Below are 23,395 nucleotides of genomic sequence, written 5' to 3' on the forward strand. Positions count from 1 at the left end.
AACCCATGAATGTTCTCTGTGTCATCCCGGCGCGCTACGCATCGACGCGCCTGCCCGGCAAGCCGCTCAAGGACATTGCCGGCAAACCCATGATCTGCCGCGTCTATGAGCGCGCCGCCAAGGCTTCGCGCGTCGCGGCAGCTATCGTCGCTACGGACGACAGCCGTATCTACGACGCTGTCCTGCAGCATGGCGGCAAGGCCGTCATGACGCGCAAGGATCATCCGACGGGCACGGACCGCCTCGCCGAAGTCGCCGAGAAGTACCAGGACGTCGACCTCATCATCAACGTTCAGGGCGACGAGCCGCTCATCGAGCCTAAGCTCATTGACGAGCTGGCCGCTGCCTTTGACGGGGACGCGGACCTGCAGATGGCGACGGTCTGCACCGAGATCACGGATGAGTCCGAGCAGCAGAATCCCAACAACGTCAAGGTCGTCATGGACAAGCAGGGCTATGCGCTCTACTTCTCGCGCTCGCTGCTGCCGTACCCGCGTCACGAGGGCACGCCCGTCTACAAGCACATCGGCATCTACGCTTACAAGCGTGACTTCTTGCTCGCGTATGCCAAGATGGCGGAGACGCCCTTGGAGCACGCGGAGAGCCTCGAGCAGCTGCGCGCCCTCGAGAACGGCTATCGCATCAAGGTCATCAAGACGCCGTACCGCTTTGTCGGCGTGGACACGGCGGAGGACCTCGAGAAGGTCAATGCAATCTATCGCCAGATGATGCAGGGATAATGCCTGCCGGTATGGAACTTTTACACATGGCAATCAGAACAGAAAGTGGAAGGTGAAACGCATGAATAAGGTCAAGGTTGGAAATTTCATGATCGGCGAGGGAGAGCCCCTCGCACTGCTCGCAGGTCCCTGTGTCCTTGAGGGCATGGACCGCTGCCTGCTGATCGGGCGCACGATCAAGGAAATCTGCGGCCGTCTCGGCATCAACTACGTGTTCAAGGCTTCGTTCGATAAGGCAAACCGCTCCTCGTACCACAGCTTCCGCGGCCCCGGACTCAAGAAGGGACTCGAGATGCTGCAGGAGATCAAGGAGACGCTCGATGTGCCCATCGTGACGGACATCCACGAGACGACGCAGGCAGAGCCTGTCTCTAAGGTGGCCGACATCCTGCAGATCCCGGCCTTCCTCTGCCGCCAGACGGACCTCCTGCACGCCGCTGCCCAGACGGGCCGCGTCGTCAACGTCAAGAAGGGCCAGTTCCTCGCGCCGGAGGACATGCGCAATGTCGTCGACAAGCTGCACGAGTGCGGCTGTGAGCAGATGCTCTTGACGGAGCGCGGCGCTTCGTTTGGCTACCACAACCTCGTCGTCGACATGCGCAGCCTGCCGATCATGCGCAGCCTCGGCTACCCTGTCGTCTTTGACGGCACGCACAGTGTCCAGCTGCCGGGCGGCAATGGCACGACGTCCTCTGGCAACCGCGAGTACGTCGAGTACCTCGTGCGCGCGGCCGCAGGTGCCGGCATCGACGCACTCTTCCTCGAGGTCCACGACAACCCGGAGGAAGCGCTGTCGGACGGCGCCAACATGGTCTACCTCGACAAGCTTGAGGGCCTGCTGACGGATGCCCTGGCCATCCACAAGATTGTCCATCGCCAGGCATGAGGAGGAAATAGCGTGAGCAAGATCAAAGAGACAGCAATCGAGACATTGGATATCGAGGGCAAGGCGGTCCTCGCACTCAAGGACCGTATCGGCGATGAGTTCGTCGCCGTTGTTAACTGCATCCTCAACTGCCCGGCGCGCGTCGTCGTCACGGGCATGGGCAAATCGGGCCATGTCGGCCGCAAGATCGCGGCGACGCTCGCGAGCACCGGCACGCCCGCCTTCTTCCTGCACCCGGCCGAGGCGTTCCACGGTGATCTCGGCATGGTGACGGAGAACGACGTCGTCATCGCCATCTCCAACAGCGGCGAGTCGACGGAGATCGTCAACATCCTGCCGATCATCCGCCGCATCGGCGCGACGATCGTCGCGATGTGCGGCCGCCGCGAGTCGCAGCTCGGTAAGTTCAGCGACCACTTCATCGACATCAGTGTCGAGCGCGAGGCGTGCCCTCTGGGGCTCGCGCCGACGGCCAGCACGACGGCGACGCTCGCCATGGGCGATGCCATCGCCATGGCCCTGATGGCGGAGCGCAACTTCACGAGCCAGGATTTTGCGATGTTCCATCCGGGCGGAGCGCTCGGACGCCGCCTGCTGCTGAAGGTCGAGAACGTCATGCACACAGGCAAGGACAACCCGCTGATCCACTGCGGCAAGACGGTCAAGGACGCGCTGTTCGTCATGACGGACAAGGGACTCGGCGCCGTCTCGGTTGTCGACGATTCGGGCAAATTCGTCGGGCTCATCACCGACGGCATCATCCGCCGCGCCCTCGCGAAGGACTACAAGTTCCTCGATGAGGCTGTGGAGAAGATCATGTTCACGGAGCCGCTGACGATCGCACCGCAGCAGATGGCGGCCGCCGCGCTCTCTGTCATGGAGAAGCACAAGCCACGCCCTGTCACGGTCCTGCCGGTCATCGACGAGAAGGGCGCACCAGTCGGCATCGTCCACCTGACCGACCTCCTGCGCCAGGGAGTAGTCTGATATGGAATTTCAAGAAGATGCGCTGGAGCGCGCAAAACGAGTCAAGCTCATCATCTTCGATGTCGACGGTGTCCTGACGGACGGCGGCATCTACATCGGAGCTGATGGCGAGCTCTTCAAGCCCTTCTTCTGCCGCGATGGCCTGGGCATCACGCTCGCGCACCGCGCGGCCCTGAAGACGGCCATCATCACGGGGCGCCAGTCGGAGCACCTCCGCTACCGCGCCAAGGAGCTGCACATCACCGAGGTCTACCAGGGCAATCTCGACAAGCGCGAGGCCTACAGAGACCTCAAGGCGAAGCTGGGTCTCGCGGACGAGGAGATCGCGTATTTCGGCGACGACCTCGTCGACCTGCCCATCATGGGGCAGGTCGGTTTCCCCGCAGCTGTCGGCGACGCCGTGCAGGAAGTGCGCGAGGCCGCCGTCCTGCAGTCGGACTATCCGGGTGGGCACGGTGCCGTGCGCCAGCTCATCGAGTTCATCCTCAAGGCGCAGGGCAAGTGGCAGGGCCTAGTTGCAGGCTTCCAGGCGAAGACGAGCATGGACGGCCTTGCCCAGTGAGTATGCGAAGACGAAGACATAAGACAGAAGGCATTGGAGGCATTTTTTCATGCAGTATAAACTCGTGATGTTCTTGAGCAAAGTGGCCTGCCACACGCCATACCGGCTGCTGATGGCCGTCGGCTGGGTGCTCGGCAATCTCTACTATCTCCTGATCAAGAAGGAGCGCGAACGCGCCGTATCGCAGATGATGCCGGCGCTCGGCATCGAGGAGCCGGAAGCCCGCCATCTCGTGCGGCTGTCCTTCATCAACCTTGCCCGCAATGTCTTGGAAATCCTCTACATGCCGCATCTGAGCGAGAAGAATTTCGGCGAGTACATCGAGATCGACCATCTTGAGCGGCTGACGGACGCGCTGGCAGAGGGGCACGGCGTTGCCATCGTCACGGGCCACATCGGCACGTGGGAGTGGCTGTCGGCCGCCTTCACATTGAACGGCCTGCCGGTCACGGCCATCGCCAAGCCGCAGCCGAACATGCAGTACACGTACGCGCTCAACGACCTGCGCAAGACAATCCACGTCGAGATTTTCTCGCGCGGCACGAGCGAGCTCATCGCGGCGGCACGCGCTTTGAAGAGCGGCAAGATCCTCGGCTTCCTCGTCGACCAGGATGCCGGCCCGGGCGGCGCATTCCTGCCGTTCCTCGGCCGCATCGCGGCGACGCCGATGGGCCCGGCTGTATTCGCGCGCAAGTTCAATTCCCCCGTCGTGCCGGCCTTCATCCTGCGCCAGCCGAACGGCAAGCATAAGGTCGTCGTCGGCGAGGTCATGCGCTATGAGGACACGGGCGACACGGACAAGGATCTCTTCGACTTCACCGCCCGCATGACGAAGGTCGTCGAGCAGATCATCCGCGACAATCCGACACAGTGGCTCTGGTTCCAGAAGCGCTGGAACACGAAGCCTGAGCAGCAGAAGACGGGCAAGCATCACACGGTAAGGGGGCAGGACGAGCAGAAATGAATGGCAAGCAGAAGACATTGGTCGCACTCGGCATCCTGTTCTTTGCCTGCGTGGTCATCTGGGCCGTGCGGACGGTGCCGGAGACGCCGAAGATCGACCATTCCGATGACGATCAGCCGCGCATCATGTCGTACGACAACAATACGATCAGCGAAGAGAAGGACGGCGTCAAGATCTGGGATCTCACGGCGGACCACATCGATGTCGACATTGACTCGCGCAATGCAGAGCTGACAGGCCTGACGGGCCACTTCTACCAGAAAGATGGCCGCTCGGCTGAGGTCAAGGCTGACCACGGCTCGTACGACAATGAGACGAAGGACATCAAGATCGACGGCAACGTCCAGATCACGACGAGCGACGGCGCGGAGCTGACGAGCGATGAGCTCTTATGGACAGCAGAGCAGGGCATGCTCTCGGCCATCGGCAAGGCGAAGGTGTCGAATGACACGATCCGTGCCTGGGGCGAGCGCATCGACAGCACGGACGGCTTCAACAAGATCAAGATCTCCGGCAAGGCACACATCGAGAAACTCATGGAGGGGGCAGAACAGAAATGAAGAACAAGAAAATGAAGGGCATGCTCGCAGCAGTTGCAGCCATCCTGTCCCTGCACATGGGCACGCTCTACGCAGCAGAGGGAGTGCCTGCATCGCTCGATGCCGACACGCTCGAATACGACATGCGCACGGGCGAGGCCACGGCGACGGGCTACGTGCTCCTGACGCGCGGCGACTCGCACGTCACGGGCAATCGCGCGACCTACAACTCGAAGACGCAGGCCGCGACGGTCGAGGGTAATGTCATCGCCGTCTATCAGGGCACGCGTCTGACCTGCGACTATTTGATGACGGACGGCCAGGAGCACATGATGGCCCAGGGCAATGTCCGCGGCTCGCGCGACGACAAGACGTTCTCAGGTGAGCAGGTCGACTATTTCCCGCAGCAGAATGACTACATCGTCATCGACCGCGGCGGCCAGCTCACGAGCGGTGACGACACGTTCACGGCGGACCGCATCTACGGCTGGCTCAAGGACGAGCACTACATCGGCGAGGGCAATGCGCATGTCGTGAGCCCGTCGCGCGCGATGGAGGCCGGCGGCGACCAGATGGACTACTACGGCAAGGAGCAGGGCAAGGCCGTCATCACGGGCAATGCCTGGGCCGTACAGGAAAATAACACGATGCGCAGCAACCGCATGACGATTTATCTTGCCGACGACGGGTCAGCTAAGGTAAAATAAGGCAATAAAGGTAAATAAAGGTACAAGAGAAGATAGAGCGATGAGCGAGGATGCTGCGGCGCCTGGCTGCAGTATGTTGGAGGGCACGATTTTGCATATCGAGGCAAGGAATCTGGTAAAGACATTCAAGAAGCGCACGGTCGTCGACCGCGTTTCCCTGCGCGTGGACAAGGGGGAGATCGTCGGCCTGCTCGGGCCGAACGGCGCGGGCAAGACGACGACGTTCTACATGATCGTCGGACTCGAGCGCCCGACGTCCGGCGAGGTGTTCCTCTCGGACATCAACATCACGGATGAGCCGATGTACCACCGGGCCGCGCTCGGCATCAGCTACCTCACGCAGGAGGCCTCGATCTTCCGCAAGCTCACGGTCGAGGAGAACATCATGGCCATCCTCGAGACGACGAAGCTCTCGAAGGCCGAGCAGAAGGACAAGTTCGAGGAACTGCTCGAGGAGTTCCACATCGGCCACGTGCGCGAGCGCAAGGGCACGGAGCTTTCAGGCGGCGAGCGCCGCCGCGTGGAGATTGCGCGCTGCCTGGCGCTCGAGCCGCAGTTCATCCTGCTCGACGAGCCGTTCGCCGGCGTCGACCCGCTGGCCGTCGCCGACATCCAGGAGATCGTCCAGTACCTCAAGGAACGCGGCATGGGCATCCTGATCACCGACCACAACGTCCGCGAGACGCTGCAGATCGTCGACCGTGCCTACATCCTCAATAGCGGCAAGATCCTCTTGGAGGGCGACAGCCAGACGATCGCGAACAGCCCGGTTGCCAAGAAGTTCTACCTCGGCGATAATTTCACACTGTAACGGGGAGTCAGCAAATGCACATCAGAATCTTAGACAAATACATATTCCGGGAGGTCTTCAAGGCCTTCATCTTCGGCATCTGCGCATTCTCTGCTGTCTTCATCGGTTCGGGTACGCTCTTCAAGATCGCCAAGTACATCACAGACTACGGCGCATCTCTTTCGGCCGTCATCAAGATTTTCATCTTCGGCCTGCCGTCGGTCATCATGTGGACCTTCCCAATGTCCATGCTGCTAGCGACGCTCTTGACGTTCGGGCGCCTCTCGAGCTCGAGCGAGATCACGGCGATGAAGTCGTGCGGCATCGGCTTTTACCGCATCGCGGCACCGGCCGTGCTCATGGGCCTCATCGTCAGCATCTGCGCGATCGCCTTCAACGAGTACGTCGTGCCGTGGGCCAACACGGCCTACCGCAACGTGCTCTACTACGAGATCCAGGGCAACAACGGCATGAAGTCGCAGGAGCACATCATCCTCAAGGATATCCAGGACGGCAAGATCCAGCGCCTCGTCTACGCGCGCCGCTATGACGGCGACACGCAGACCTTGCAGGGCGTGACCATGCAGGACTTCAATGAAGATGGCAAGGTCAGCCACGTCGAGAACGCGGAGTACGCTGAGTACAGCATGAACAAGTGGATCATGCACAACGGCATGCTCTACGACATCTCGGAGGGCCAGAGCGAGCACAGCATGCGCTTTGACACGCAGGTCCTGCCCATCAAGGCCAACCCAAAGCAGATCGTGCGCGAGCAGAAGGATCCAGAGGAGCTCACGATGAAGGAGCTGCGCGCGCAGATCAACATCATGAAGACGCAGTACGTCGACACCAACAAGCTCGAGGCTGAGCTCTACCAGCGCATCACCGTGCCGATGGCCAGCCTGATCTTCGCCCTCATCGGCGTGCCGCTCGGGCTGCAGCCGACGCGCAACAGCTCGTCGGCGGGCTTCGCGATGAGCGTCATCATCATCTTCTTCTACTACGCGCTGATGACGATGGGCAATGCCCTCGCGCGCAGCGGCGCCGTCGCGCCGATGCTCGCCGTCTGGATCCCGAACATCGTCGGGCTCATCGCGGGCTTCATCCTCATACGCAGGGCTTCGCGCTGACCCAAAGCGCATCATCAAGCTCCAAGATCAAGGAAAGGTGGTAAATACAGGATGTATGGTGTCCTACTCATCGTCGTACTCATCATCACGGGCGGAGCCATCGCCTTCATCGGCGACCGCCTGGGCTCGAAGGTTGGCAAGAAGAAGCTGTCGATCTTTGGCCTGCGCCCGCGGCATACATCCATCATCGTGACAATCTTCACGGGGGTATGCATCACGACCCTGACCTTCGGCGTCATGGCGGCTGCTTCGCAGAATGTGCGCACGGCGCTCTTCGGCATGGAGAAGCTCAACCAGAAGATGAAGACGACGCAGGCAAGCCTCAACCAGGCTACAGAGGACCTGCAGGCGGCACAGCAGCAGCAGCAGGAAGCGAACGACGCGCTCGACCAGTCGCGCAAGGATGTCGAGACGCTCAAGGCACAGCAGCAGGAGCTCGAGGCAGAGTCGCAGCGCCTGCAGGAGGGCAACCGCCTCCTGGAGCTCGCAAAGGCTGAACTCATGCAGCGCAACGACGCGCTCGTCGCGCAGAACGACCAGCTCGGGCAGCAGAACAGCTCACTTTCTTCTGCCAACACCGCACTGCAGGGCCAGAATTCGCTGCTGACCGGCAAGAATGAGGAGCTCACGGGCAAGAACGCGAGCCTGACGGCCGATAACAAGGACCTCGAGACGCGCAACCAGGATCTGCGCAACGGACTCTTGACGATCCGCGAGGGCGACATCGTCTTCCGCGCCGGCGAGGTCATCGCGAGCGGCGTCATCCGCGGCAACCGCCCGGCAGCCGAGGTCGACAAGGACCTCCAGTCACTGGCGCAGCTTGCGAGCCGCAATGTCTCGTCGCGCCTTGGCCGCAATGTCTCCGACAAGGACGTCTGGATCTACAAGCCGGAGTACAATTCGGCCGTACAGGCCATCGCGAGCAGTCCGCAGGACATGGTCGTGCGCATCGTGGCGGCCGGCAACCTCGTGCGCGGCGAGGAAGTGCGCGCCTCGCTCGAGCTCTACAAGAACAGCATCATCTACAAGGACCGCGAGTTCATCCTCGCGCGTCCAATCGCGCTCAAGGGCGCCGGCAGCGGTGGCGCTGAGCAGGCTGTCATGAGCTTCCTCAAGGAGGTCAATGCGGCGGCATCGGCCAAGGGCATCCTGCCCGATCCGATCCGCGGCTCCATCGGCGTCATGGACGGCGCGCAGTTCTACGAGGTCGTCAACGCCATCAACGGCATGCACGGCACGGTCGTGCTCTCTGCCTACGCCAAGGGCGATACGGACGCGCTCGGACCGCTGCGCCTGATCATCAAGGAAGAACAGATGCCAGATCAGCCGTGAAGATAAGCAGGGCTCTGCAAGGCCGACAGCCTGTGCAGGGCCCCTTTTGCTGTCCGGCGCACAGTCGAGGCAGCAAGAGCAGAGAGAATCAAGAAAGGAAATGCACCGTGGATATTGTAGATACGATGGACACCATGGAACGGGAACGGATCGCGGCACTCGATCCCGGACGCGAGAAGTGCGGCTTTGCTGTGCTCGCGCTGGACGGCAGCGTCCTCCTGCAGCGCGTCATCGAGACGGCGAAGCTCGAGCAGGAAGTCAGGGCGGCGCAGCAGTCGTACGGCTTCTCTGTGCTTGTCGAGGGCAATGGCACGACGAGCCTTGAGGCGCGCGCGCGCCTCAAGGAGGCCCTGCCAGACCTTCGCATCGAGGTTATCGACGAGTACCGGACGACGGACCTCGCCAAGAAGGCGTACTGGAAGGCCAAGCCGCCGCGCGGTTGGAGGCGGCTGCTGCCGGTGACCATGCAGGTACCGCCAGAGCCTGTCGACGACTTCGTCGCCGTCATCCTCGCATCACGCTATATAGAAAGCATCGAACAAAAAGGAGACTACCATCATGAATGAGAAACAGCAGCGTCCCGACTGGACGGAATACTTCCTCGACATCGCCAAGGCCGTCGGCCGCCGCGCGACCTGCCTGCGACGCCGTTACGGCGCAATCATCGTCAAGGACAAGATCATCATCAGCACGGGCTACAATGGCGCGCCGCGCGGTGAGGCCAACTGCATCGATACGGGCAACTGCGAGCGCGAGCGCCTCCACGTGCCGAAGGGGCAGAACTACGAGCTCTGCGTCGCTGTCCATGCCGAGCAGAATGCCATCATCAACGCCGATTCCGCCGCGATGGAGGGCGCGACGATCTACATCGTCGGCGTCAACGCCGACGGCAGCCTCGCGTCGGGCAAGCCGTGCCTGCTCTGCCGCCGCATGCTGCGCAATGCGAAGCTTGCCAGGGTTGTCTACTACGAGACGGATGGCAGCATCGTGAGCTGCCGCCCCGACGAGATCCACGACTGACAAATGATTGACAGTGTCATGGCCTTGCGTTAAAATAGGTTTGTTATAATGGATGGCACCCTGGATGCCCTGCGGCATCGCAGGAGTGCAGCTGTGTATTCGAGAAAAAGGAGTGCGCTTGTATGCCAGTCTATATGTTGGCGTTCATCATCGCTGCCGGTGTGGCACTGCTGGTGACGCCTGGTGTCATCTGCCTTGCGGGGAAGACGGGAGCCATGGATGCCCCGGATGCGAGAAAGGTCCACAAGAAGCCAATCCCGCGCATCGGCGGTATCGGCATCTACGTCGCCTTCATGGTGGCAATCCTCAGCGTCCTGGCGTTCACCGAGGTTTCGCCGGAGGTGCTCTATGAGATCATTGGCCTCCTGGTCGGCGGCTCGATCATCTTCATCGTCGGCCTCATCGACGACTACGTCAACCTGCCGGCCAAGGTGAAGCTCCTGGGCCAGATCATCGCGGCCTGCGTGCTCGTCTTTGCCTTTGATGTCCGCATCGATTTCATCACGGATCCGTTCGGCGACTACATCTACCTCGAGTTCCTCGCCATCCCGGCGACGATCTTCTGGCTCGTCGGCCTGACGAATACGGTCAACCTCATCGACGGCCTCGACGGCCTCGCCGCAGGCGTCTCGACGATCGCGTCCATCACGATCTTCCTCGTGGCACTGCAGCAGGGCATCATCCTCGTCGCCGTGCTGACGGCCGCGCTTGCCGGCGCAGCGTTCGGCTTTCTGTACTACAACTTCAATCCGGCTAAGATCTTCATGGGCGATTCGGGCAGCCAGTTCCTCGGCTTCATGCTCGCGGGCATCTCGGTCATCGGCGCCGTCAAGAGCGCCGCGACGATCGCGCTGATCGTGCCAATCCTGGCGCTCGGCCTGCCGATCCTCGACACGACGTTCGCCATCGTGCGCCGCTACCGCGGCGGCGTGCCGATCTTCAAGCCGGATAAGGGACATCTCCATCACCGTCTGCTCGATCTCGGTTTCTCGCAGCGCCAGGCCGTCCTGCTGATGTACGTCATCAGCGCGCTCTTGGGTCTCAGCGCTGTGGCCCTGACGGAAGTCAGCAGCCAGATCGCCATCGCGATTGTCTGCGTCGTTGTGGCCGTCGTGCTCATCGGCGCCAAGAAACTCGGGATCTTCCATATGAAGGATTCTGCACACCAGCACTGAAAAGAGGAGGTCTTGCAGTGGAAAAGAAGAAGATCAAGGTCATGACGGTCTTCGGCACGCGCCCGGAGGCAATCAAGATGGCACCAATCGTGCTCGAGCTCCAGAAGCATCCGGACACCATCCTGCCGGTCGTGGCCGTCACGGCACAGCATCGCGAGATGCTCGATCAGGTACTCAATCTCTTCCAGATCAAACCGGACCATGATCTCAACATCATGGCGGCCGGCCAGACACTTTTTGACATCACGACGCGAGCCATGATGGGCCTCGACAAGGTCCTGACGGAGGAGAAGCCGGACATCGTGCTCGTCCACGGCGACACGACGACGACATTCGCCGGCGCACTCGCTGCCTATTACCATCAGACGGCCGTCGGCCACGTCGAGGCGGGCTTGCGCACCCACAACAAGTACTCGCCGTTCCCCGAGGAGATGAACCGCCGACTGACAGGCTGCATCGCCGACCTCAACTTCGCGCCGACGAGCACGTCGGAGGCTAATCTGCTCGCAGAGAATGTGCCGCCCGAGTCCATCTTCGTCACGGGCAACACAGTCATCGATGCGTTGCACCACACGGTGCGCGATGACTTTGACTTCCAGGAGGAAGCCCTCAAGGACGTCGACTTCCAAAACAAGCGCATCATCCTCGTCACGACGCACCGCCGCGAGAACCTCGGCGAGCCGATGCGCCATGTCTACAAGGCGCTCAAGCAGCTGACGGAGGAGTTCGACGACGTCGAGGTCGTCTTCCCCGTCCACAAGAACCCGAAGGTCCGCGAAGTCGTCAACGAAGAACTCGGCGGGCTCGCGAAGGTCCACCTCATCGATCCGCTCGACTACGAGCCGTTTGCCAACCTCATGCACAAGGCGCACCTGATCCTCACGGATTCGGGCGGCGTCCAGGAGGAGGCGCCGGCGCTCGGTAAGCCGGTCCTCGTGCTGCGTGATACGACGGAGCGCCCGGAGGCAGTCGATGCCGGTACGGTCAAGCTCATCGGCACGGACCGCGAGCGCGTCTACGAAGAGGCGAAGAAGCTCTTGACGGACGAGGCGGAGTACAGCCGCATGGCTGAATCGGTCAATCCGTACGGCGACGGCAAGGCAGCCGCGCGCATCATCCAGGCCATCCTCTACCACTACGGACTGGCAGACGGCCGACCGGATGTCTTTGAAGGCTAAGCGATATAAGCCCTCCCTATGGGAGGGCTTTTTTGGTACAAGCGCACCATAAATCCGATTTTGCAGTACGATGAAATTCTTTTATGTGCCTGTCGGTTTTTATCGAATCTGCAAGGTGCATGGTAGAATGAAAAGAGGGGTTCAAATGGACGAGAAAAACAAGGACACGACGCATGAGATGCTGCGCACGGGCCTGCGCCAGGCCATCAAGGCTTTCGCTGTCTTGAGTGGCGTCGGCATCTACCTCGCCGTCTTCGTCGGCATCTGTCTGTTCCTCGGGAATCTGGCGGACACGTATCTCTTGGGCGGCGGCTATGCAGGCAAGCTCACGGGCATCCTCGTCGGCTTCCCCGGCGCCTTCTACACCCTGTTCCGTCAGCTCAAGCAGAACGGGATTGTCTGAGGGAAGTCAGGCATCTTACTGTCGCAATCGCAAGACTTTTTTGTTTGGTGAAAAAAAGCTTGCCATCTGGGTGCCTATCGCATATAATAGTCATTGCGATAAATCAATAGTAAACAATACCGATGATTTATCCTACTATAAATACTTCTTATCGATATTGTCCGTGATAATAGAAAACATCGATGCTTTCTTTTTGCAGATGGCAGGATTCTTGTCACGCATGTCGAATTGGAAGAAGAAAGAGGAGACCTTGGCTTCCTCGCATCCACATGATATTCATCAAAGACGGCGCCTGCCGTCGTCAGAGGAGGAATATGAAACAGATTTTATCGGTCTTCATGAAGCGCCTCGCGATTGCCCTTGGGCTTGCGGCGCTGATGATCGGCAGCCTTCTGCTCGCGAGAGGAGAAGGGCAGCTCATCGGCGCACTCTTCCTCGGCTATTTCGCGGCGCTGGTATTTGTCTGGAACATGGCCTGGCGCCTCTGGCGCCTGACGTACATGCAGAGTGGCGGCAAGAGGCAGATGCTCTGGGGCATGGTGCTCCGGATGCTCGTGCTCTTCCTCGTCCTGCTCGTCGCGGTGACGATCTCCGTACCGGTATTCCTCGTCACGGCGCTCGGTTTTCTCGTCTGCTATGGACTCGCCCTGTTCCTGCTGATCCACATGAACCTCGGTAAAAAATAATTTGGGTTTTACCTAGGAGGGAGGTATAGGTTATGCATGAAATTGGTGTTCGCGAAGTAGTGCATTTCGCCGGGTTGACATTCAACTGGGAGACCCTTTGCATGACTTGGCTCACGATGGCGATCGTCATCCTGATCTCATGGCTGGCAACGCGGAACCTCAAGATGATTCCGACGGGCTGGCAGAATGTGGTGGAGATCCTCGTCTCGTGGCTCGACACGCAGGTGAGCTCCATGATGGGCAAGCGGGGACTGTTCCTGGCGCCGTTCATCATGTCGCTGTTCATGTTCCTGCTGACGTCAAACTGGCTGGGACTCATCCCGACGTTGTCTTCGCCGACGAATGACTTGAACACCACCTTGGGGCTGGCGCTGCTCGTCGTCGTACTGGTACACGTACTGGGTGTCCACATGAAGGGCGGTCATTATATCGCGCATTTCTTCAAGCCGACGCCGGTATTTGTCATCATCAACGCGATCGAAGAGATTGCCAAGCCAATCACGCTGTCGTTCCGTCTATTCGGCAACATCCTGGCAGGTGAGATCTTGATCATCATCCTGCTCAAGCTGATGCCGATCTGGATGCCGATCCCGTCAGTCATCTGGCTGGCATTCAGTATCTTTGTCGGCGGAGTCCAGGCGTTCATCTTCACGATGCTGTCGATGGCTTACCTTGCGAATGCAGTCAAGGAAGATGAAGAAGAGTCGTGATGTCTGTCGCATGGTGTAAAAAAGCATTGTTCATTCCGTATTCTGTTTTTAATTGTTGAATCAAGGAGGATCTTTTCATGGAAAACGCAATCATGGTCGCAGCAGCTCTCGTAGGTGCAGGTCTTTGCATGGGTTTGGCTGCAGTCGGCGCTGGCCTCGGTGATGGTCTTGTCACGAGCCGCTTTATCGAAGGTATCACGCGTCAGCCGGAAGCACAGAGCAAGCTCTTCACGAATACGCTGATCTCCGTCGGCCTCATCGAGTCCATGGCAATCATCGCAACGGTCGTTGCCCTGATCATGCTCTATGCGAACCCGCTCATCAAATAATTCCATTTTGATGAAGAACGTAAAAGGGGGGCATAGCAATTGATAGATATCAATGCCACATTGATCGCTCAGATCTTGAACTTCTTGATCTTGGCTGGTCTCCTTCGTGCTGTTGCCTATAAACCGGTCGTGCGGATGCTCAAAGCTCGTCAGGACCGCATCCAGGAAAGCCTCGACAAGGCGGATGCAGATGCTGAGGAAGCCGACAAGCTCCTGGCTGAGTACAAGGCAAAACTTGCGGAGGCGAACGTCAAGGCGGAGAACATCGTCCTGATGGCCGAGAAGCGTGCAAGTGAGGAGCGCGAGGCAAAGCGCGCTGAAGTCAAGCGCGAGATTGAACAGATGCGCAAGGCAGCAAAGGCTGAGATCGACCGTGAGCGCGAGCATGCGGTCCAGCAGCTGCGCACCGAGATGATTACGCTGTCCATGGCAGCCGCCGGTAAGATCGTTGCTAAGAACATGGACAAGTCCGAGAACGAAGCGCTGATCTCGGATTTCGTCAAGGAACTCGACAAGGACAAGATTGGTGATCTGCCATGCTAAACTTACAGCTTGTACGGAAATACGCCAAGGCAATCTTCGAGATTGCGCAGGAAGAGGAAAAGCTCGTGGAGTATGGCGATGAACTCAAGGCTGCGCGCGAGGGCATCGAGTCCGTGCCGCAGGCGATGGAGTTCTTCTCCAATCCGCAGGTTGATCCGAAGCAGAAGAAGGAGCTCCTGCAGAAATGCTTCAAGAAAGAGCTCTCGAAGAACGTGTACCATTTCCTGCTGCTGCTGGTCGACAAGCACCGCTTCGTGCTGTTCCCGGCAATAGTGGATGAGTACCGCGTGCTCTCGAATGAAGCCAGGGGCATCCTGATCGCGGACGTGACGACGGTCGCGCCTGCCTCGAAGAAGCAGCAGAAGGCCATCGCAGACAAATTGGAACAGATAACGGGCAAGAAGGTGGAGCTCCGCCTCCACGAGGACAAGTCCCTTATCGGCGGCGTCGTCGTCAAGATCGGTGACCGCCGCATCGATGGCAGTGTCGCTGGCCGTCTCGAGACGATGAAGAGAAAATTACTGGCTAACGAGTGATGAAACTGGGGTGACAGCGAAGTTATGAAAATGAATCCGGAAGAAATAACGGCCATCATCAAGGACCAGATCAAGAATTACGATGTGGACCTCAATGTTGATGATGTTGGTTCCGTTATCGAGATCGGTGACGGCATCGCACACATCCATGGCCTCGACAAGGCTATGGCGGGCGAGCTGCTCGATTTCGGCAATGATATTTATGGTCTGGTCCTGAACCTTGAGCAGGACAACGTCGGTGCCGTTATCTTAGGCGGCGAGACGAAAATCAAAGAGGGCTCGCAGGTCAAGCGCACGGGCCGCATCATGCAGGTTCCTGTCGGTGAGGCCATGATCGGCCGCGTCGTCGATGCCCTCGGCCGTCCAATCGACGGCAAGGGCAAGATCGAGACGACGGAGACGCGTCCGGTCGAGTACCCGGCACCGGGCATCGCAGACCGCAAGCCGGTCAAGGAGCCGCTGCAGACGGGCATCAAGGCCATCGACGCCCTCGTACCGATCGGCCGCGGCCAGCGCGAGCTCATCATCGGTGACCGCGGCATCGGCAAGACGGCCATCGCCATCGACACGATCCTCAACCAGCACGACCAGAACTGCATCTGCGTCTACGTCGCCATCGGCCAGAAGGCCTCGACGGTCGCGCGCGTCGTCAAGACGCTCGAAGAGCGCGGCGCCATGGACTACACGATCGTCGTCGCTGCTACGGCTGCTGACAGCTCGCCGCTGCAGTACCTCGCACCGTATGCCGGTGTCGCTATGGCTGAGCACTTCATGTATCAGGGCAAGGCCTGCCTCTGCGTCTACGATGACCTCACGAAGCACGCAGCTGCTTACCGCGCCATGTCCCTGCTGCTCCGCAGACCGCCAGGACGTGAAGCATATCCGGGCGATGTCTTCTACTTGCATTCCCGCCTGCTCGAGCGCGCAGCGAAGCTCAACGATGAGCTCGGCGGCGGCTCCATCACGGCTCTGCCGATCATCGAGACGCAGGCCGGCGACCTCTCGGCCTACATCCCGACGAACGTCATCTCCATCACGGACGGCCAGATCATGCTCGAGACGGACTCCTTCTATTCTGGTATCCGCCCGGCCATCAACGTCGGCCTCTCCGTATCGCGTGTCGGCGGTTCGGCTCAGATCAAGGCCATGAAGCAGGTAGCAGGTACCCTGCGCCTCGACCTCGCGCAGTACCGCGAGCTCGCAGCGTTCTCGCAGTTCGCCTCGGACCTCGACAAGGAGACGAAGGCACAGCTCGACCGCGGTATCCGCATGGTCGAGACGCTGAAGCAGCCGCAGTACAGCCCGCTGCTCGTCCAGGAACAGGTCATGGTCATCTACACGGCCGCCAAGGGCTATCTCGTTGATATCCCGGTCGAGAAGGTCGTCGAGTTCCAGACGGACTTCCTGAAGTTCATGCGCACGCAGCATCCGGAAGTCGCACAGAAGATCATTGACCAGAAGAAACTCGATGATGCTCTGGAGACGGAGCTCAAGAACGCGATCGTGGAGTTCAAGGAAACTGTACCGTATAAAATGGCGTAAGGCGAGGTGATTCTTTTTGGCTAGTTTACAGGATATTCGCCATCGCATCAAGAGCGTAAAGAGTACCAAGCAGATCACGAGTGCCATGAACATGGTCGCTACGAGCCGTCTGCGCCATGCCAAAGAGGCTGCAACCGCGAACCGTCCCTATGCACAGAAGGTCAGCGAGGTCGTCCACGCCATCGCCAAGAATGCAGGCATGGACTTCTCGCACCCACTGCTCGAGAAGCACGAGGATGGCAGGAAGCTCGTCTTCCTGATCACCTCGGACAAGGGACTGGCAGGTGCGTATTCGTCGAATGCCTGCAAGGCGGCAGAGGCCCTCATCGAGAAAGCGGACGATACGGACTTCGTCATCGTCGGCCGCAAGGGCGTGGGCCACTTCAAGACCCGCGGCCACAAGGTCATCAAGGAGTTCATCGGCATCAGCGAGCACCCGTCTTCTGAGGCGGCGCGGGACATCGCTCTCGAGCTCATCCGGCTCTACAAGACGGGCGAGTACCGCGAGATCGACATGGTCTACACGAAGTTCGTCTCGGCCATCAGCTGCGAGCCGAAATCGGGGGCGCTGCTCCCGTTCGCCCCGCTGAAGGCAGAGGACCAGGACGACCTGAACGTCGAGTACATCTATGAGCCAGATGCCGCTACGGTGCTCGGTTTCATACTGCCGCAGTATCTCTTCACGGTCGTTTATGCAGCGCTTCTGCAGTCGGCAGCCAGCGAGCTCTCCTCGCGCATGAACGCGATGAGCAACGCGACGGACAACGCAGAAGACCTCATGGATAAACTCAATCTGCATTACAACAAAGTACGTCAGGCTGGCATTACCCGTGAGATCACTGAGATTGTCGGCGGCGCCGAAGCCCTTAAGTGAGGGCATATAAGGAGGTTTACCATTGGCAAAAGGTAAAGTCGTACAGGTCATCGGACCTGTCGTAGATATTGAATTCCCGGCGGGCGAGCTGCCGGCAATCCTCAATGCCGTCACCATCAAGGGCAAGACGAGCATTGACATCGACCTCGTCGTCGAGGTCATGCAGCATCTTGGCGACAGCGTCACGCGCTGCATCGCCATGAGCTCGACGGACGGTCTGACGCGCGGCATGGAAGCAGTCGACACGGGCAACCCGATCATGGTCCCGGTCGGCACGGAGTGCCTCGGCCGCGTCTTCAACGTACTCGGTCAGACGGTTGACCACAACCCAGCTCCTGTCGGCAACAAGGAGTCCTGGCCGATCCATCGCCCGGCTCCGAAGTTCGACGAGCAGGAGACGAGCGCACAGGTCCTCGAGACGGGCATCAAGGTCGTCGACCTCATCGCTCCGTACTCCAAGGGCGGCAAGACGGGCCTCTTCGGCGGCGCAGGCGTCGGCAAGACGGTCCTCATCATGGAGCTCATCCACAACATCGCGACGGAGCACGGCGGTTACTCCGTCTTCGCCGGCGTCGGCGAGCGCACCCGTGAGGGCAACGACCTCTGGGGCGAGATGACTGAGTCGGGCGTCATCGACAAGACGGCACTCGTCTACGGCCAGATGAACGAGCCGCCAGGAGCACGTATGCGCGTCGCCCTGACGGGCCTGACGATGGCAGAGTACTTCCGCGATGTCCAGCATCAGGACGTGCTGCTCTTCATCGACAACATCTTCCGCTTCATCCAGGCTGGTTCTGAGGTTTCGGCACTGCTCGGCCGCATGCCGTCGGCCGTCGGTTATCAGCCGACGCTGTCCACGGATATCGGTGCTCTGCAGGAGCGCATCACCTCGACGAAGAATGGTTCCATCACGTCGGTTCAGGCAGTCTATGTCCCGGCCGATGACCTGACGGACCCGGCACCGGCTGGTACGTTCACGCACCTCGATGCCACGACGGTCCTCTCGCGTCAGATTGCCGAGCTCGGCATCTACCCGGCCGTCGATCCGCTCGATTCGACGAGCCGCATCCTCAACGCCGAAGTCCTCGGCGAGGAGCATTACGAAGTTGCCCGTGGTGTCCAGGCCGTGCTCCAGAAGTACAAGGAACTCCAGGACATCATCGCCATCCTCGGCATGGAAGAGCTCTCCGATGAGGATAAGCTGACTGTCTCGCGTGCGCGCAAGATCCAGCGCTTCCTCTCGCAGCCGTTCTTCGTCGCAGAGGTGTTCACGGGTTCGCCGGGCAAGTACGTGCCGCTCAAGGAGACGGTACGCGGCTTCAAGGAGATCCTCGAGGGCAAGTACGATGACCTGCCGGAGAATGCCTTCTACATGGTCGGCACGATCGATGAGGCAGTGGAGAAAGCACGGAAGATCAAAGAAGAGGAGGGATAATCGATGGCGACTATCAAGCTGGAGATTGTCTCACCGGATAAAGTGGTCTACGAGAATGACATCAGCATGCTGATCGTCCGCTCGACGGGCGGTGAGCTCGGCATCCTGCCGCACCATGCCCCGCTCGTCGCGGGTCTCGTGCCGCATGCCATGCGCATCCGCCTCGGCGCAGACCGCGATGAGCAGCTCATCGCGGTTGCGGGCGGCTTCATGGAAGTCACGCCGGAGAAGATCACGGTCCTCGCGACGGCTGCTGAGCAGCCAATCGACATCGACATCAACCGCGCGAAGGAGGCCATGGCCCGCGCCAAGGCCCGCATCGCCGCCTTCCATCAGGGCACGCCTGAGGGCAAGGACGTCGATATCGACCGCGCCGAACTCGCACTGCGCCGCTCGATTGCGCGTCTGCGCGCACTCGGCTCGCAATTCGAAGAATAAGGATTGACTCGAAAGTCCTGCAGCACTGCTGCGGGGCTTTTCTTTTTTCTTGTTGTGTGCGGATTTATGCTATAATGATGAGAGATATCATGCAAGAAAGGGCGTTATTTTATGGAATTATTGGATGTGAACACACTCGCATTCCTCGTATTCTTCGGTTTCATGGCGGCGTTCATCGACTCCGTCGTCGGCGGTGGCGGCCTCATCTCAATCCCCGCGCTGATGTGGACGGGTCTGCCGCCTCTCACAGTGCTCGGCACCAACAAGGTAGCGGCCGTCATGGGGGCCTTCACGAGCTTCGTGACGTTCGTACGTTCCGGCAAGGTCGACGGCTGGCTCATCCGCCGGCTCTTTCCGATCTCCCTGATCGGCTCTGGTGTCGGCGTCGTGACGGTGCGCCTGATCCCGTCGGAGTTTTTGCGGCCGCTCGTCGTCGTCATGCTGGTCCTCGTGTTGATCTACAGCATCTGCAAGAAGGACTGGGGCAAGGAGTCGACGTATCAGGGCATGAGCGCAAAGCTGCTCGCGCTCTCGTGTCTCGTGGCCTTCACCTTCGGCTTCTACGACGGCTTCTTCGGTCCGGGCACGGGCTCCTTCCTGCTCTTCGCTTTCCTGATGGTCGGCTTCGACTTCCTCGGTGCTGCGGCCAATGCGCGCGCGCTGAACTTTGCGAGCAATATCTCGGCAGCTGTCCTTTTCAGCTACTTCGGCATCGTCGATTTCGCACACGCCATTCCGATGGGCCTCGCGATGATCGTCGGTGCCTGGTGCGGTGCGCGAGTGGCGCTCTCGAAGGGCGCGGGCTATGTGCGTCCGCTCTTCATCGTCATGACGACGGTGCTCATCGGCAAGCAGCTCTTCGAGCTCTTCAAGTGAGTGCGGCCTTGCTTTTCTTTGCCGTTGACCTTACAATAGAGTAGTATTTATCTTTTGAAACCACAGTGAAGGGTGATTGACATGAGTATTTTCTCGCGTTTCCTGCCGAAGAAGAAACCGGTAGAGATCAAGAATAATATCCCGAAGGAGAAGGCGAATATCCGCAAGGCGTTCGGCATCTACTGCCACAGCCATCACGGCACGTCGGGCGACAAGCTCTGCCCGAAGTGCACGGCACTCCTGGCGACGGTCATGACGAAGATGAACCGCTGCCCGTACGGCATCACGAAGCCGATCTGCGACCGCTGCGAGCGCCCGTGCTTCGGCGCGAAGCAGACGCAGGAGTTCCTCAAGATCATGGACTCGACGAGCAAGCGCATGTTCCTGCGTCATCCGATGATGAGCGTCAAGCACAAGCTGGCGAGCATGGGCGTCGACTACGCGAAGTACCAGCAGCAGAAGAAGCTCGACGACAAGGTCAAGGCGAAGGAGAAGGCTGCGAAGGAGCGTGCCAAGGAGCGCAAGGGCAAGAAATGAACCGTTCAACACTCAGGAAGGTATCGAATCTCCTCGTCGTCGTGCTCGTCGGACTGGCATTCTGCGCAAAGGTAGAGGATAGCGGCTCGGAGGCTCTCTTCGGCAAGAATGACATCGCTATCGTCATCGGCGCGGTGGTCATCTTCCTGGCCATCCTGTTCGCGCGGCGGCAGAAAAAACGATAACGATAAGGATGCAGTCTGTGGATAACTTGGCGTTTTTTGGCGTAGTTATCCACATTTTTATGCACATTTTTAACAGGGACGGTGGATAAGTGATCGAAAGGGGAAAGAATGATATGGAGCAGCACAGGGATGACATCCTGCGGGCACCGATTGCCGAGGCCATGCGTGCCTATGCGGCGGACGGCGCGCGTGCCTATCACACGCCGGGCCACAAGCAGGGACTCGGCGCGCATCCTCTCTTGAAGGCGCTCGTGACGGAAGAAGGCCTTCGCGAGGAAGTCTCGCTGATGGAGGAGCTCGACGACCTGCACGAGCCGACGATGTGCATCAAGGAGGCGCAGGAAATGGCGGCCGCGCTCTACGGCGCCGATCAGGCGTACTTCATGATCAACGGCACGACGGGGGCTATCCACACGATGCTCATGGGCGCGCTGCGCCCGGGCGATGCGGTGCTCGTGCCGCGCAATGCGCACCGCTCGATGATCGGCGGCATCATCCTCGCGGGCGCGCACCCCGTCTTTTTGCAGCCGGAGGTCGACGAGCGCCTCGGCATCGCGATGGGCTTGACGGAGGAGACAGTGGCCCGGGCCATTGCAGCGCATCCTGAGGCCAAGGCACTGGCCTGCGTCTACCCGACGTACTACGGCGTGACCTTTGACCTTGCGCGCATCGCAGCGCTCGTCCATGCGCACGATATGCTGCTGCTCGTCGACGAGGCGCACGGCCCGCACCTGCGCTTCTCGGAGGCCCTGCCGCCGCAGGCCATCGACTGCGGCGCCGACATGGCGGCGCAGAGCACCCACAAGATACTCGGTGCGATGACGCAGGCTTCTATGCTGCTCGTCAACGGGCCGCGCGTGGACCGCGAGCGCGTGCGCGAGGCCGCGAGCCTGCTGCAGTCGACGAGTCCGAACCAGCTCCTGCTGGCGTCGCTTGACATCGCGCGGCTGCAGATGGCGGAGAATGGCCGCGAGACGGTCGGCCGGGCCGTGCGCCTCGCGGGCAGGCTGCGCAGTGCCATCAACGCGATCGATGGCCTCTGGTCGTTTGGCCCGGAATACACATGTTATCCTGGTGCGACAGGGCTCGATGCGACGAAGATCACCGTGCAGGTCACGGGGCTCGGCCTCAGCGGCGTCGAAGCCGAGGCCATCCTGCGCCATGAGTACAAGGTCCAGTGCGAGCTCTCCGATGCGCGCAACCTGCTCTTCATCCTCTCGTACGCAGACAAGGACGAGCAGGCGGATTATCTGCTGCGGGCCCTGCAGGGGCTCGCGCGCGACCATCGCAGAGGAAGCGAGGCGTCTGGGGCCGTGTCGACAAAATTGCCCGCTGTGCCCGCGCAGGGCATGACGCCGCGCGAGGCGTTCTTTGCACCGAAGGGCAGTGTGGCCTTTTCCGAGGCAGAGGGGCATATCGCGGCGGAGCAGGTCATGTTCTACCCGCCAGGCATCCCAATCCTGTGCCCCGGCGATGTCATCGATGCGGCGAGCCTGCGCTACATCGAGGCGATGCAGGCGCTCGGCCTCAAGGTCGTCGGCCCACGCGACGCATCGCTCGGGCGTATTCAGGTCGTCAAGTGAGCAGAGGGGGAAACGCACATGGAGAAAAAAGGCAAACTCATCATCATTGAGGCTGGCGACGGCTCAGGCAAGGCCACGCAGACGAAGGCGCTCTACGAGCACCTCTGCCGCGAGGGCTACCGCGTGCACCGCGTCGAGTTCCCCGACTACGCGGCGGATTCCTCGATGCTCGTGCGCATGTACCTGCGCGGCGACTTCGGCGGCCATGCGGAAGATGTCAATGCCTATGCGGCCTCGACATTCTTCGCCGTCGACCGCTACGCGTCGTACCGCATGAAGTGGAAGAAGGCGTACGAGGCAGGCGCGATCATCCTCGCCGACCGCTACACGACGTCGAACATGGTCCATCAGGCCGTCAAGCTGACGGACAGGGAGGAGCGCGAATCGTTCCTCGACTGGCTCTGGGACTTCGAGTTCAACAAGCTCGGCCTGCCCGTGCCCGACAAGGTCGTCTTCCTCGACATGGATCCTGAGGTGGCCGACCGCCTGATTGCGGCGCGAGCCGCGGCGCAGGCGCAGGAGAGGGACATCCACGAGCGCGACAAAGAATACCTGCACCGCTGCCATGCGGCTTACGAGGAGCTGGCCAAGAAATACGGCTGGACGCGCGTTGCTTGCAGCGAGCACGGCGAGCCGCGCGCCGTCGAGGCCATCCACGCCGATGTCTACGCGGCCATTATGCCGCTGCTCGAAGGTATGGAATGAAGA

The 23,395-nt window shown here is 60.3% G+C and carries 29 protein-coding genes; all 29 read left to right on the forward strand.

Features of this window, described 5'->3' with window-relative positions:
- The first annotated feature begins 5 nt into the window (after positions 1 to 5).
- The 29 genes from kdsB (at position 6) to T518_RS04270 (ending at position 23,392) form a co-directional block, all read left to right on the forward strand.
- Complete coding sequence (gene kdsB / locus T518_RS04130) at positions 6 to 740, forward strand: 3-deoxy-manno-octulosonate cytidylyltransferase (protein ID WP_036375698.1); 735 nt, start codon at positions 6 to 8, stop codon at positions 738 to 740.
- Positions 741 to 801: 61 nt separating this feature from the next.
- Positions 802 to 1,626 carry a 3-deoxy-8-phosphooctulonate synthase gene (gene kdsA / locus T518_RS04135; protein ID WP_036375701.1) on the forward strand — a complete coding sequence of 275 codons (825 nt, stop codon included), beginning with the start codon at positions 802 to 804 and terminating at the stop codon, positions 1,624 to 1,626.
- A 12-nt stretch (positions 1,627 to 1,638) separates the two neighbouring features.
- Positions 1,639 to 2,613: a KpsF/GutQ family sugar-phosphate isomerase gene (locus T518_RS04140; protein ID WP_036375703.1), complete on the forward strand. Its 975-nt coding sequence runs from the start codon at positions 1,639 to 1,641 to the stop codon at positions 2,611 to 2,613.
- A 1-nt stretch (position 2,614) separates the two neighbouring features.
- Entirely contained in the window at positions 2,615 to 3,175 is a 561-nt protein-coding gene (locus T518_RS04145) for a KdsC family phosphatase (protein ID WP_036375706.1), read from the forward strand.
- Between the two features lie 49 nt (positions 3,176 to 3,224).
- Positions 3,225 to 4,139, forward strand: a complete 915-nt coding sequence (locus T518_RS04150; protein ID WP_036375709.1) for a lysophospholipid acyltransferase family protein — start codon at positions 3,225 to 3,227, stop codon at positions 4,137 to 4,139.
- A complete protein-coding gene (gene lptC, locus T518_RS04155) occupies positions 4,136 to 4,699 on the forward strand; it encodes an LPS export ABC transporter periplasmic protein LptC (protein ID WP_036375711.1) in 564 nt (187 codons plus the stop codon). The genes T518_RS04150 and lptC overlap by 4 nt, the downstream gene beginning before the upstream one ends.
- A complete protein-coding gene (locus tag T518_RS04160; protein WP_036375714.1) occupies positions 4,696 to 5,385 on the forward strand; it encodes an LptA/OstA family protein in 690 nt (229 codons plus the stop codon). The genes lptC and T518_RS04160 overlap by 4 nt, the downstream gene beginning before the upstream one ends.
- A 91-nt stretch (positions 5,386 to 5,476) precedes the next feature.
- A complete protein-coding gene (gene lptB / locus T518_RS04165) occupies positions 5,477 to 6,196 on the forward strand; it encodes an LPS export ABC transporter ATP-binding protein (RefSeq protein ID WP_036375879.1) in 720 nt (239 codons plus the stop codon).
- A gap of 14 nt (positions 6,197 to 6,210) precedes the next feature.
- On the forward strand, positions 6,211 to 7,305 hold the full coding sequence (gene lptG, locus T518_RS04170) for an LPS export ABC transporter permease LptG (RefSeq protein WP_036375718.1): 1,095 nt from the start codon (positions 6,211 to 6,213) through the stop codon (positions 7,303 to 7,305).
- Between the two features lie 51 nt (positions 7,306 to 7,356).
- On the forward strand, positions 7,357 to 8,637 hold the full coding sequence (locus tag T518_RS04175; RefSeq protein WP_036375719.1) for a DUF3084 domain-containing protein: 1,281 nt from the start codon (positions 7,357 to 7,359) through the stop codon (positions 8,635 to 8,637).
- Between the two features lie 134 nt (positions 8,638 to 8,771).
- A complete protein-coding gene (locus T518_RS04180) occupies positions 8,772 to 9,203 on the forward strand; it encodes a RuvC family protein (RefSeq protein ID WP_036375882.1) in 432 nt (143 codons plus the stop codon).
- Entirely contained in the window at positions 9,196 to 9,657 is a 462-nt protein-coding gene (locus tag T518_RS04185) for a deoxycytidylate deaminase (protein WP_036375721.1), read from the forward strand. Before T518_RS04180 ends, T518_RS04185 begins: the two co-directional genes overlap by 8 nt.
- A 122-nt stretch (positions 9,658 to 9,779) precedes the next feature.
- Positions 9,780 to 10,832, forward strand: coding sequence for an MraY family glycosyltransferase (locus T518_RS04190; RefSeq protein WP_036375723.1), 1,053 nt, complete (start codon positions 9,780 to 9,782; stop codon positions 10,830 to 10,832).
- A 41-nt stretch (positions 10,833 to 10,873) separates the two neighbouring features.
- Positions 10,874 to 12,010: a non-hydrolyzing UDP-N-acetylglucosamine 2-epimerase gene (wecB, locus tag T518_RS04195; protein WP_036375885.1), complete on the forward strand. Its 1,137-nt coding sequence runs from the start codon at positions 10,874 to 10,876 to the stop codon at positions 12,008 to 12,010.
- Between the two features lie 145 nt (positions 12,011 to 12,155).
- A complete protein-coding gene (locus tag T518_RS04200; protein ID WP_036375726.1) occupies positions 12,156 to 12,413 on the forward strand; it encodes an AtpZ/AtpI family protein in 258 nt (85 codons plus the stop codon).
- Between the two features lie 314 nt (positions 12,414 to 12,727).
- The gene (locus tag T518_RS04205) at positions 12,728 to 13,099 is read left to right on the forward strand and encodes a hypothetical protein (RefSeq protein WP_036375727.1); all 372 of its coding nucleotides are present in this window, start codon (positions 12,728 to 12,730) and stop codon (positions 13,097 to 13,099) included.
- A 32-nt stretch (positions 13,100 to 13,131) separates the two neighbouring features.
- Positions 13,132 to 13,809 carry a F0F1 ATP synthase subunit A gene (atpB, locus tag T518_RS04210; protein WP_036375730.1) on the forward strand — a complete coding sequence of 226 codons (678 nt, stop codon included), beginning with the start codon at positions 13,132 to 13,134 and terminating at the stop codon, positions 13,807 to 13,809.
- A gap of 77 nt (positions 13,810 to 13,886) precedes the next feature.
- Positions 13,887 to 14,138 carry a F0F1 ATP synthase subunit C gene (atpE, locus tag T518_RS04215; RefSeq protein ID WP_036375732.1) on the forward strand — a complete coding sequence of 84 codons (252 nt, stop codon included), beginning with the start codon at positions 13,887 to 13,889 and terminating at the stop codon, positions 14,136 to 14,138.
- A 39-nt stretch (positions 14,139 to 14,177) separates the two neighbouring features.
- Positions 14,178 to 14,681 (forward strand): F0F1 ATP synthase subunit B, encoded by a 504-nt coding sequence (atpF, locus tag T518_RS04220; RefSeq protein WP_036375735.1) that lies wholly within the window; start codon positions 14,178 to 14,180, stop codon positions 14,679 to 14,681.
- Entirely contained in the window at positions 14,675 to 15,217 is a 543-nt protein-coding gene (gene atpH, locus T518_RS04225; protein WP_036375738.1) for an ATP synthase F1 subunit delta, read from the forward strand. The genes atpF and atpH overlap by 7 nt, the downstream gene beginning before the upstream one ends.
- A gap of 24 nt (positions 15,218 to 15,241) precedes the next feature.
- A complete protein-coding gene (gene atpA / locus T518_RS04230; protein ID WP_036375740.1) occupies positions 15,242 to 16,759 on the forward strand; it encodes a F0F1 ATP synthase subunit alpha in 1,518 nt (505 codons plus the stop codon).
- Between the two features lie 16 nt (positions 16,760 to 16,775).
- The gene (gene atpG, locus T518_RS04235; protein WP_036375743.1) at positions 16,776 to 17,633 is read left to right on the forward strand and encodes an ATP synthase F1 subunit gamma; all 858 of its coding nucleotides are present in this window, start codon (positions 16,776 to 16,778) and stop codon (positions 17,631 to 17,633) included.
- A 22-nt stretch (positions 17,634 to 17,655) separates the two neighbouring features.
- The gene (gene atpD / locus T518_RS04240) at positions 17,656 to 19,068 is read left to right on the forward strand and encodes a F0F1 ATP synthase subunit beta (RefSeq protein WP_036375746.1); all 1,413 of its coding nucleotides are present in this window, start codon (positions 17,656 to 17,658) and stop codon (positions 19,066 to 19,068) included.
- A 3-nt stretch (positions 19,069 to 19,071) separates the two neighbouring features.
- The gene (gene atpC, locus T518_RS04245) at positions 19,072 to 19,506 is read left to right on the forward strand and encodes an ATP synthase F1 subunit epsilon (RefSeq protein WP_036375749.1); all 435 of its coding nucleotides are present in this window, start codon (positions 19,072 to 19,074) and stop codon (positions 19,504 to 19,506) included.
- Between the two features lie 111 nt (positions 19,507 to 19,617).
- Entirely contained in the window at positions 19,618 to 20,382 is a 765-nt protein-coding gene (locus tag T518_RS04250) for a TSUP family transporter (protein WP_036375752.1), read from the forward strand.
- Between the two features lie 81 nt (positions 20,383 to 20,463).
- Positions 20,464 to 20,919 carry a nitrous oxide-stimulated promoter family protein gene (locus T518_RS04255; protein ID WP_036375756.1) on the forward strand — a complete coding sequence of 152 codons (456 nt, stop codon included), beginning with the start codon at positions 20,464 to 20,466 and terminating at the stop codon, positions 20,917 to 20,919.
- Positions 20,916 to 21,104 carry a hypothetical protein gene (locus tag T518_RS04260; protein WP_036375759.1) on the forward strand — a complete coding sequence of 63 codons (189 nt, stop codon included), beginning with the start codon at positions 20,916 to 20,918 and terminating at the stop codon, positions 21,102 to 21,104. The genes T518_RS04255 and T518_RS04260 overlap by 4 nt, the downstream gene beginning before the upstream one ends.
- A gap of 113 nt (positions 21,105 to 21,217) precedes the next feature.
- Positions 21,218 to 22,687, forward strand: a complete 1,470-nt coding sequence (locus tag T518_RS04265; RefSeq protein ID WP_081828414.1) for an aminotransferase class I/II-fold pyridoxal phosphate-dependent enzyme — start codon at positions 21,218 to 21,220, stop codon at positions 22,685 to 22,687.
- 18 nt (positions 22,688 to 22,705) lie between these two features.
- Positions 22,706 to 23,392 (forward strand): dTMP kinase, encoded by a 687-nt coding sequence (locus T518_RS04270; protein WP_036375762.1) that lies wholly within the window; start codon positions 22,706 to 22,708, stop codon positions 23,390 to 23,392.
- Positions 23,393 to 23,395 lie beyond the last annotated feature (3 nt).

It is taken from the genome of Mitsuokella jalaludinii DSM 13811 (genome assembly GCF_000702905.1).
GTDB classification, from domain to species: Bacteria; Bacillota; Negativicutes; order Selenomonadales; family Selenomonadaceae; genus Mitsuokella; species Mitsuokella jalaludinii.

Coding starts and splice junctions, on each gene's coding strand:
- kdsB (WP_036375698.1), top strand. CDS start 6: ATGAATGTTCTCTGTGTCATCCCGGCGCGCTACGCATCGACGCGCCTG.
- kdsA (WP_036375701.1), top strand. CDS start 802: ATGAATAAGGTCAAGGTTGGAAATTTCATGATCGGCGAGGGAGAGCCC.
- T518_RS04145 (WP_036375706.1), top strand. CDS start 2,615: ATGGAATTTCAAGAAGATGCGCTGGAGCGCGCAAAACGAGTCAAGCTC.
- T518_RS04150 (WP_036375709.1), top strand. CDS start 3,225: ATGCAGTATAAACTCGTGATGTTCTTGAGCAAAGTGGCCTGCCACACG.
- lptC (WP_036375711.1), top strand. CDS start 4,136: ATGAATGGCAAGCAGAAGACATTGGTCGCACTCGGCATCCTGTTCTTT.
- T518_RS04160 (WP_036375714.1), top strand. CDS start 4,696: ATGAAGAACAAGAAAATGAAGGGCATGCTCGCAGCAGTTGCAGCCATC.
- lptG (WP_036375718.1), top strand. CDS start 6,211: ATGCACATCAGAATCTTAGACAAATACATATTCCGGGAGGTCTTCAAG.
- T518_RS04175 (WP_036375719.1), top strand. CDS start 7,357: ATGTATGGTGTCCTACTCATCGTCGTACTCATCATCACGGGCGGAGCC.
- T518_RS04180 (WP_036375882.1), top strand. CDS start 8,772: ATGGAACGGGAACGGATCGCGGCACTCGATCCCGGACGCGAGAAGTGC.
- T518_RS04185 (WP_036375721.1), top strand. CDS start 9,196: ATGAATGAGAAACAGCAGCGTCCCGACTGGACGGAATACTTCCTCGAC.
- T518_RS04190 (WP_036375723.1), top strand. CDS start 9,780: ATGCCAGTCTATATGTTGGCGTTCATCATCGCTGCCGGTGTGGCACTG.
- wecB (WP_036375885.1), top strand. CDS start 10,874: ATGACGGTCTTCGGCACGCGCCCGGAGGCAATCAAGATGGCACCAATC.
- T518_RS04200 (WP_036375726.1), top strand. CDS start 12,156: ATGGACGAGAAAAACAAGGACACGACGCATGAGATGCTGCGCACGGGC.
- T518_RS04205 (WP_036375727.1), top strand. CDS start 12,728: ATGAAACAGATTTTATCGGTCTTCATGAAGCGCCTCGCGATTGCCCTT.
- atpB (WP_036375730.1), top strand. CDS start 13,132: ATGCATGAAATTGGTGTTCGCGAAGTAGTGCATTTCGCCGGGTTGACA.
- atpE (WP_036375732.1), top strand. CDS start 13,887: ATGGAAAACGCAATCATGGTCGCAGCAGCTCTCGTAGGTGCAGGTCTT.
- atpH (WP_036375738.1), top strand. CDS start 14,675: ATGCTAAACTTACAGCTTGTACGGAAATACGCCAAGGCAATCTTCGAG.
- atpA (WP_036375740.1), top strand. CDS start 15,242: ATGAAAATGAATCCGGAAGAAATAACGGCCATCATCAAGGACCAGATC.
- atpC (WP_036375749.1), top strand. CDS start 19,072: ATGGCGACTATCAAGCTGGAGATTGTCTCACCGGATAAAGTGGTCTAC.
- T518_RS04250 (WP_036375752.1), top strand. CDS start 19,618: ATGGAATTATTGGATGTGAACACACTCGCATTCCTCGTATTCTTCGGT.
- T518_RS04255 (WP_036375756.1), top strand. CDS start 20,464: ATGAGTATTTTCTCGCGTTTCCTGCCGAAGAAGAAACCGGTAGAGATC.
- T518_RS04260 (WP_036375759.1), top strand. CDS start 20,916: ATGAACCGTTCAACACTCAGGAAGGTATCGAATCTCCTCGTCGTCGTG.
- T518_RS04265 (WP_081828414.1), top strand. CDS start 21,218: ATGGAGCAGCACAGGGATGACATCCTGCGGGCACCGATTGCCGAGGCC.
- T518_RS04270 (WP_036375762.1), top strand. CDS start 22,706: ATGGAGAAAAAAGGCAAACTCATCATCATTGAGGCTGGCGACGGCTCA.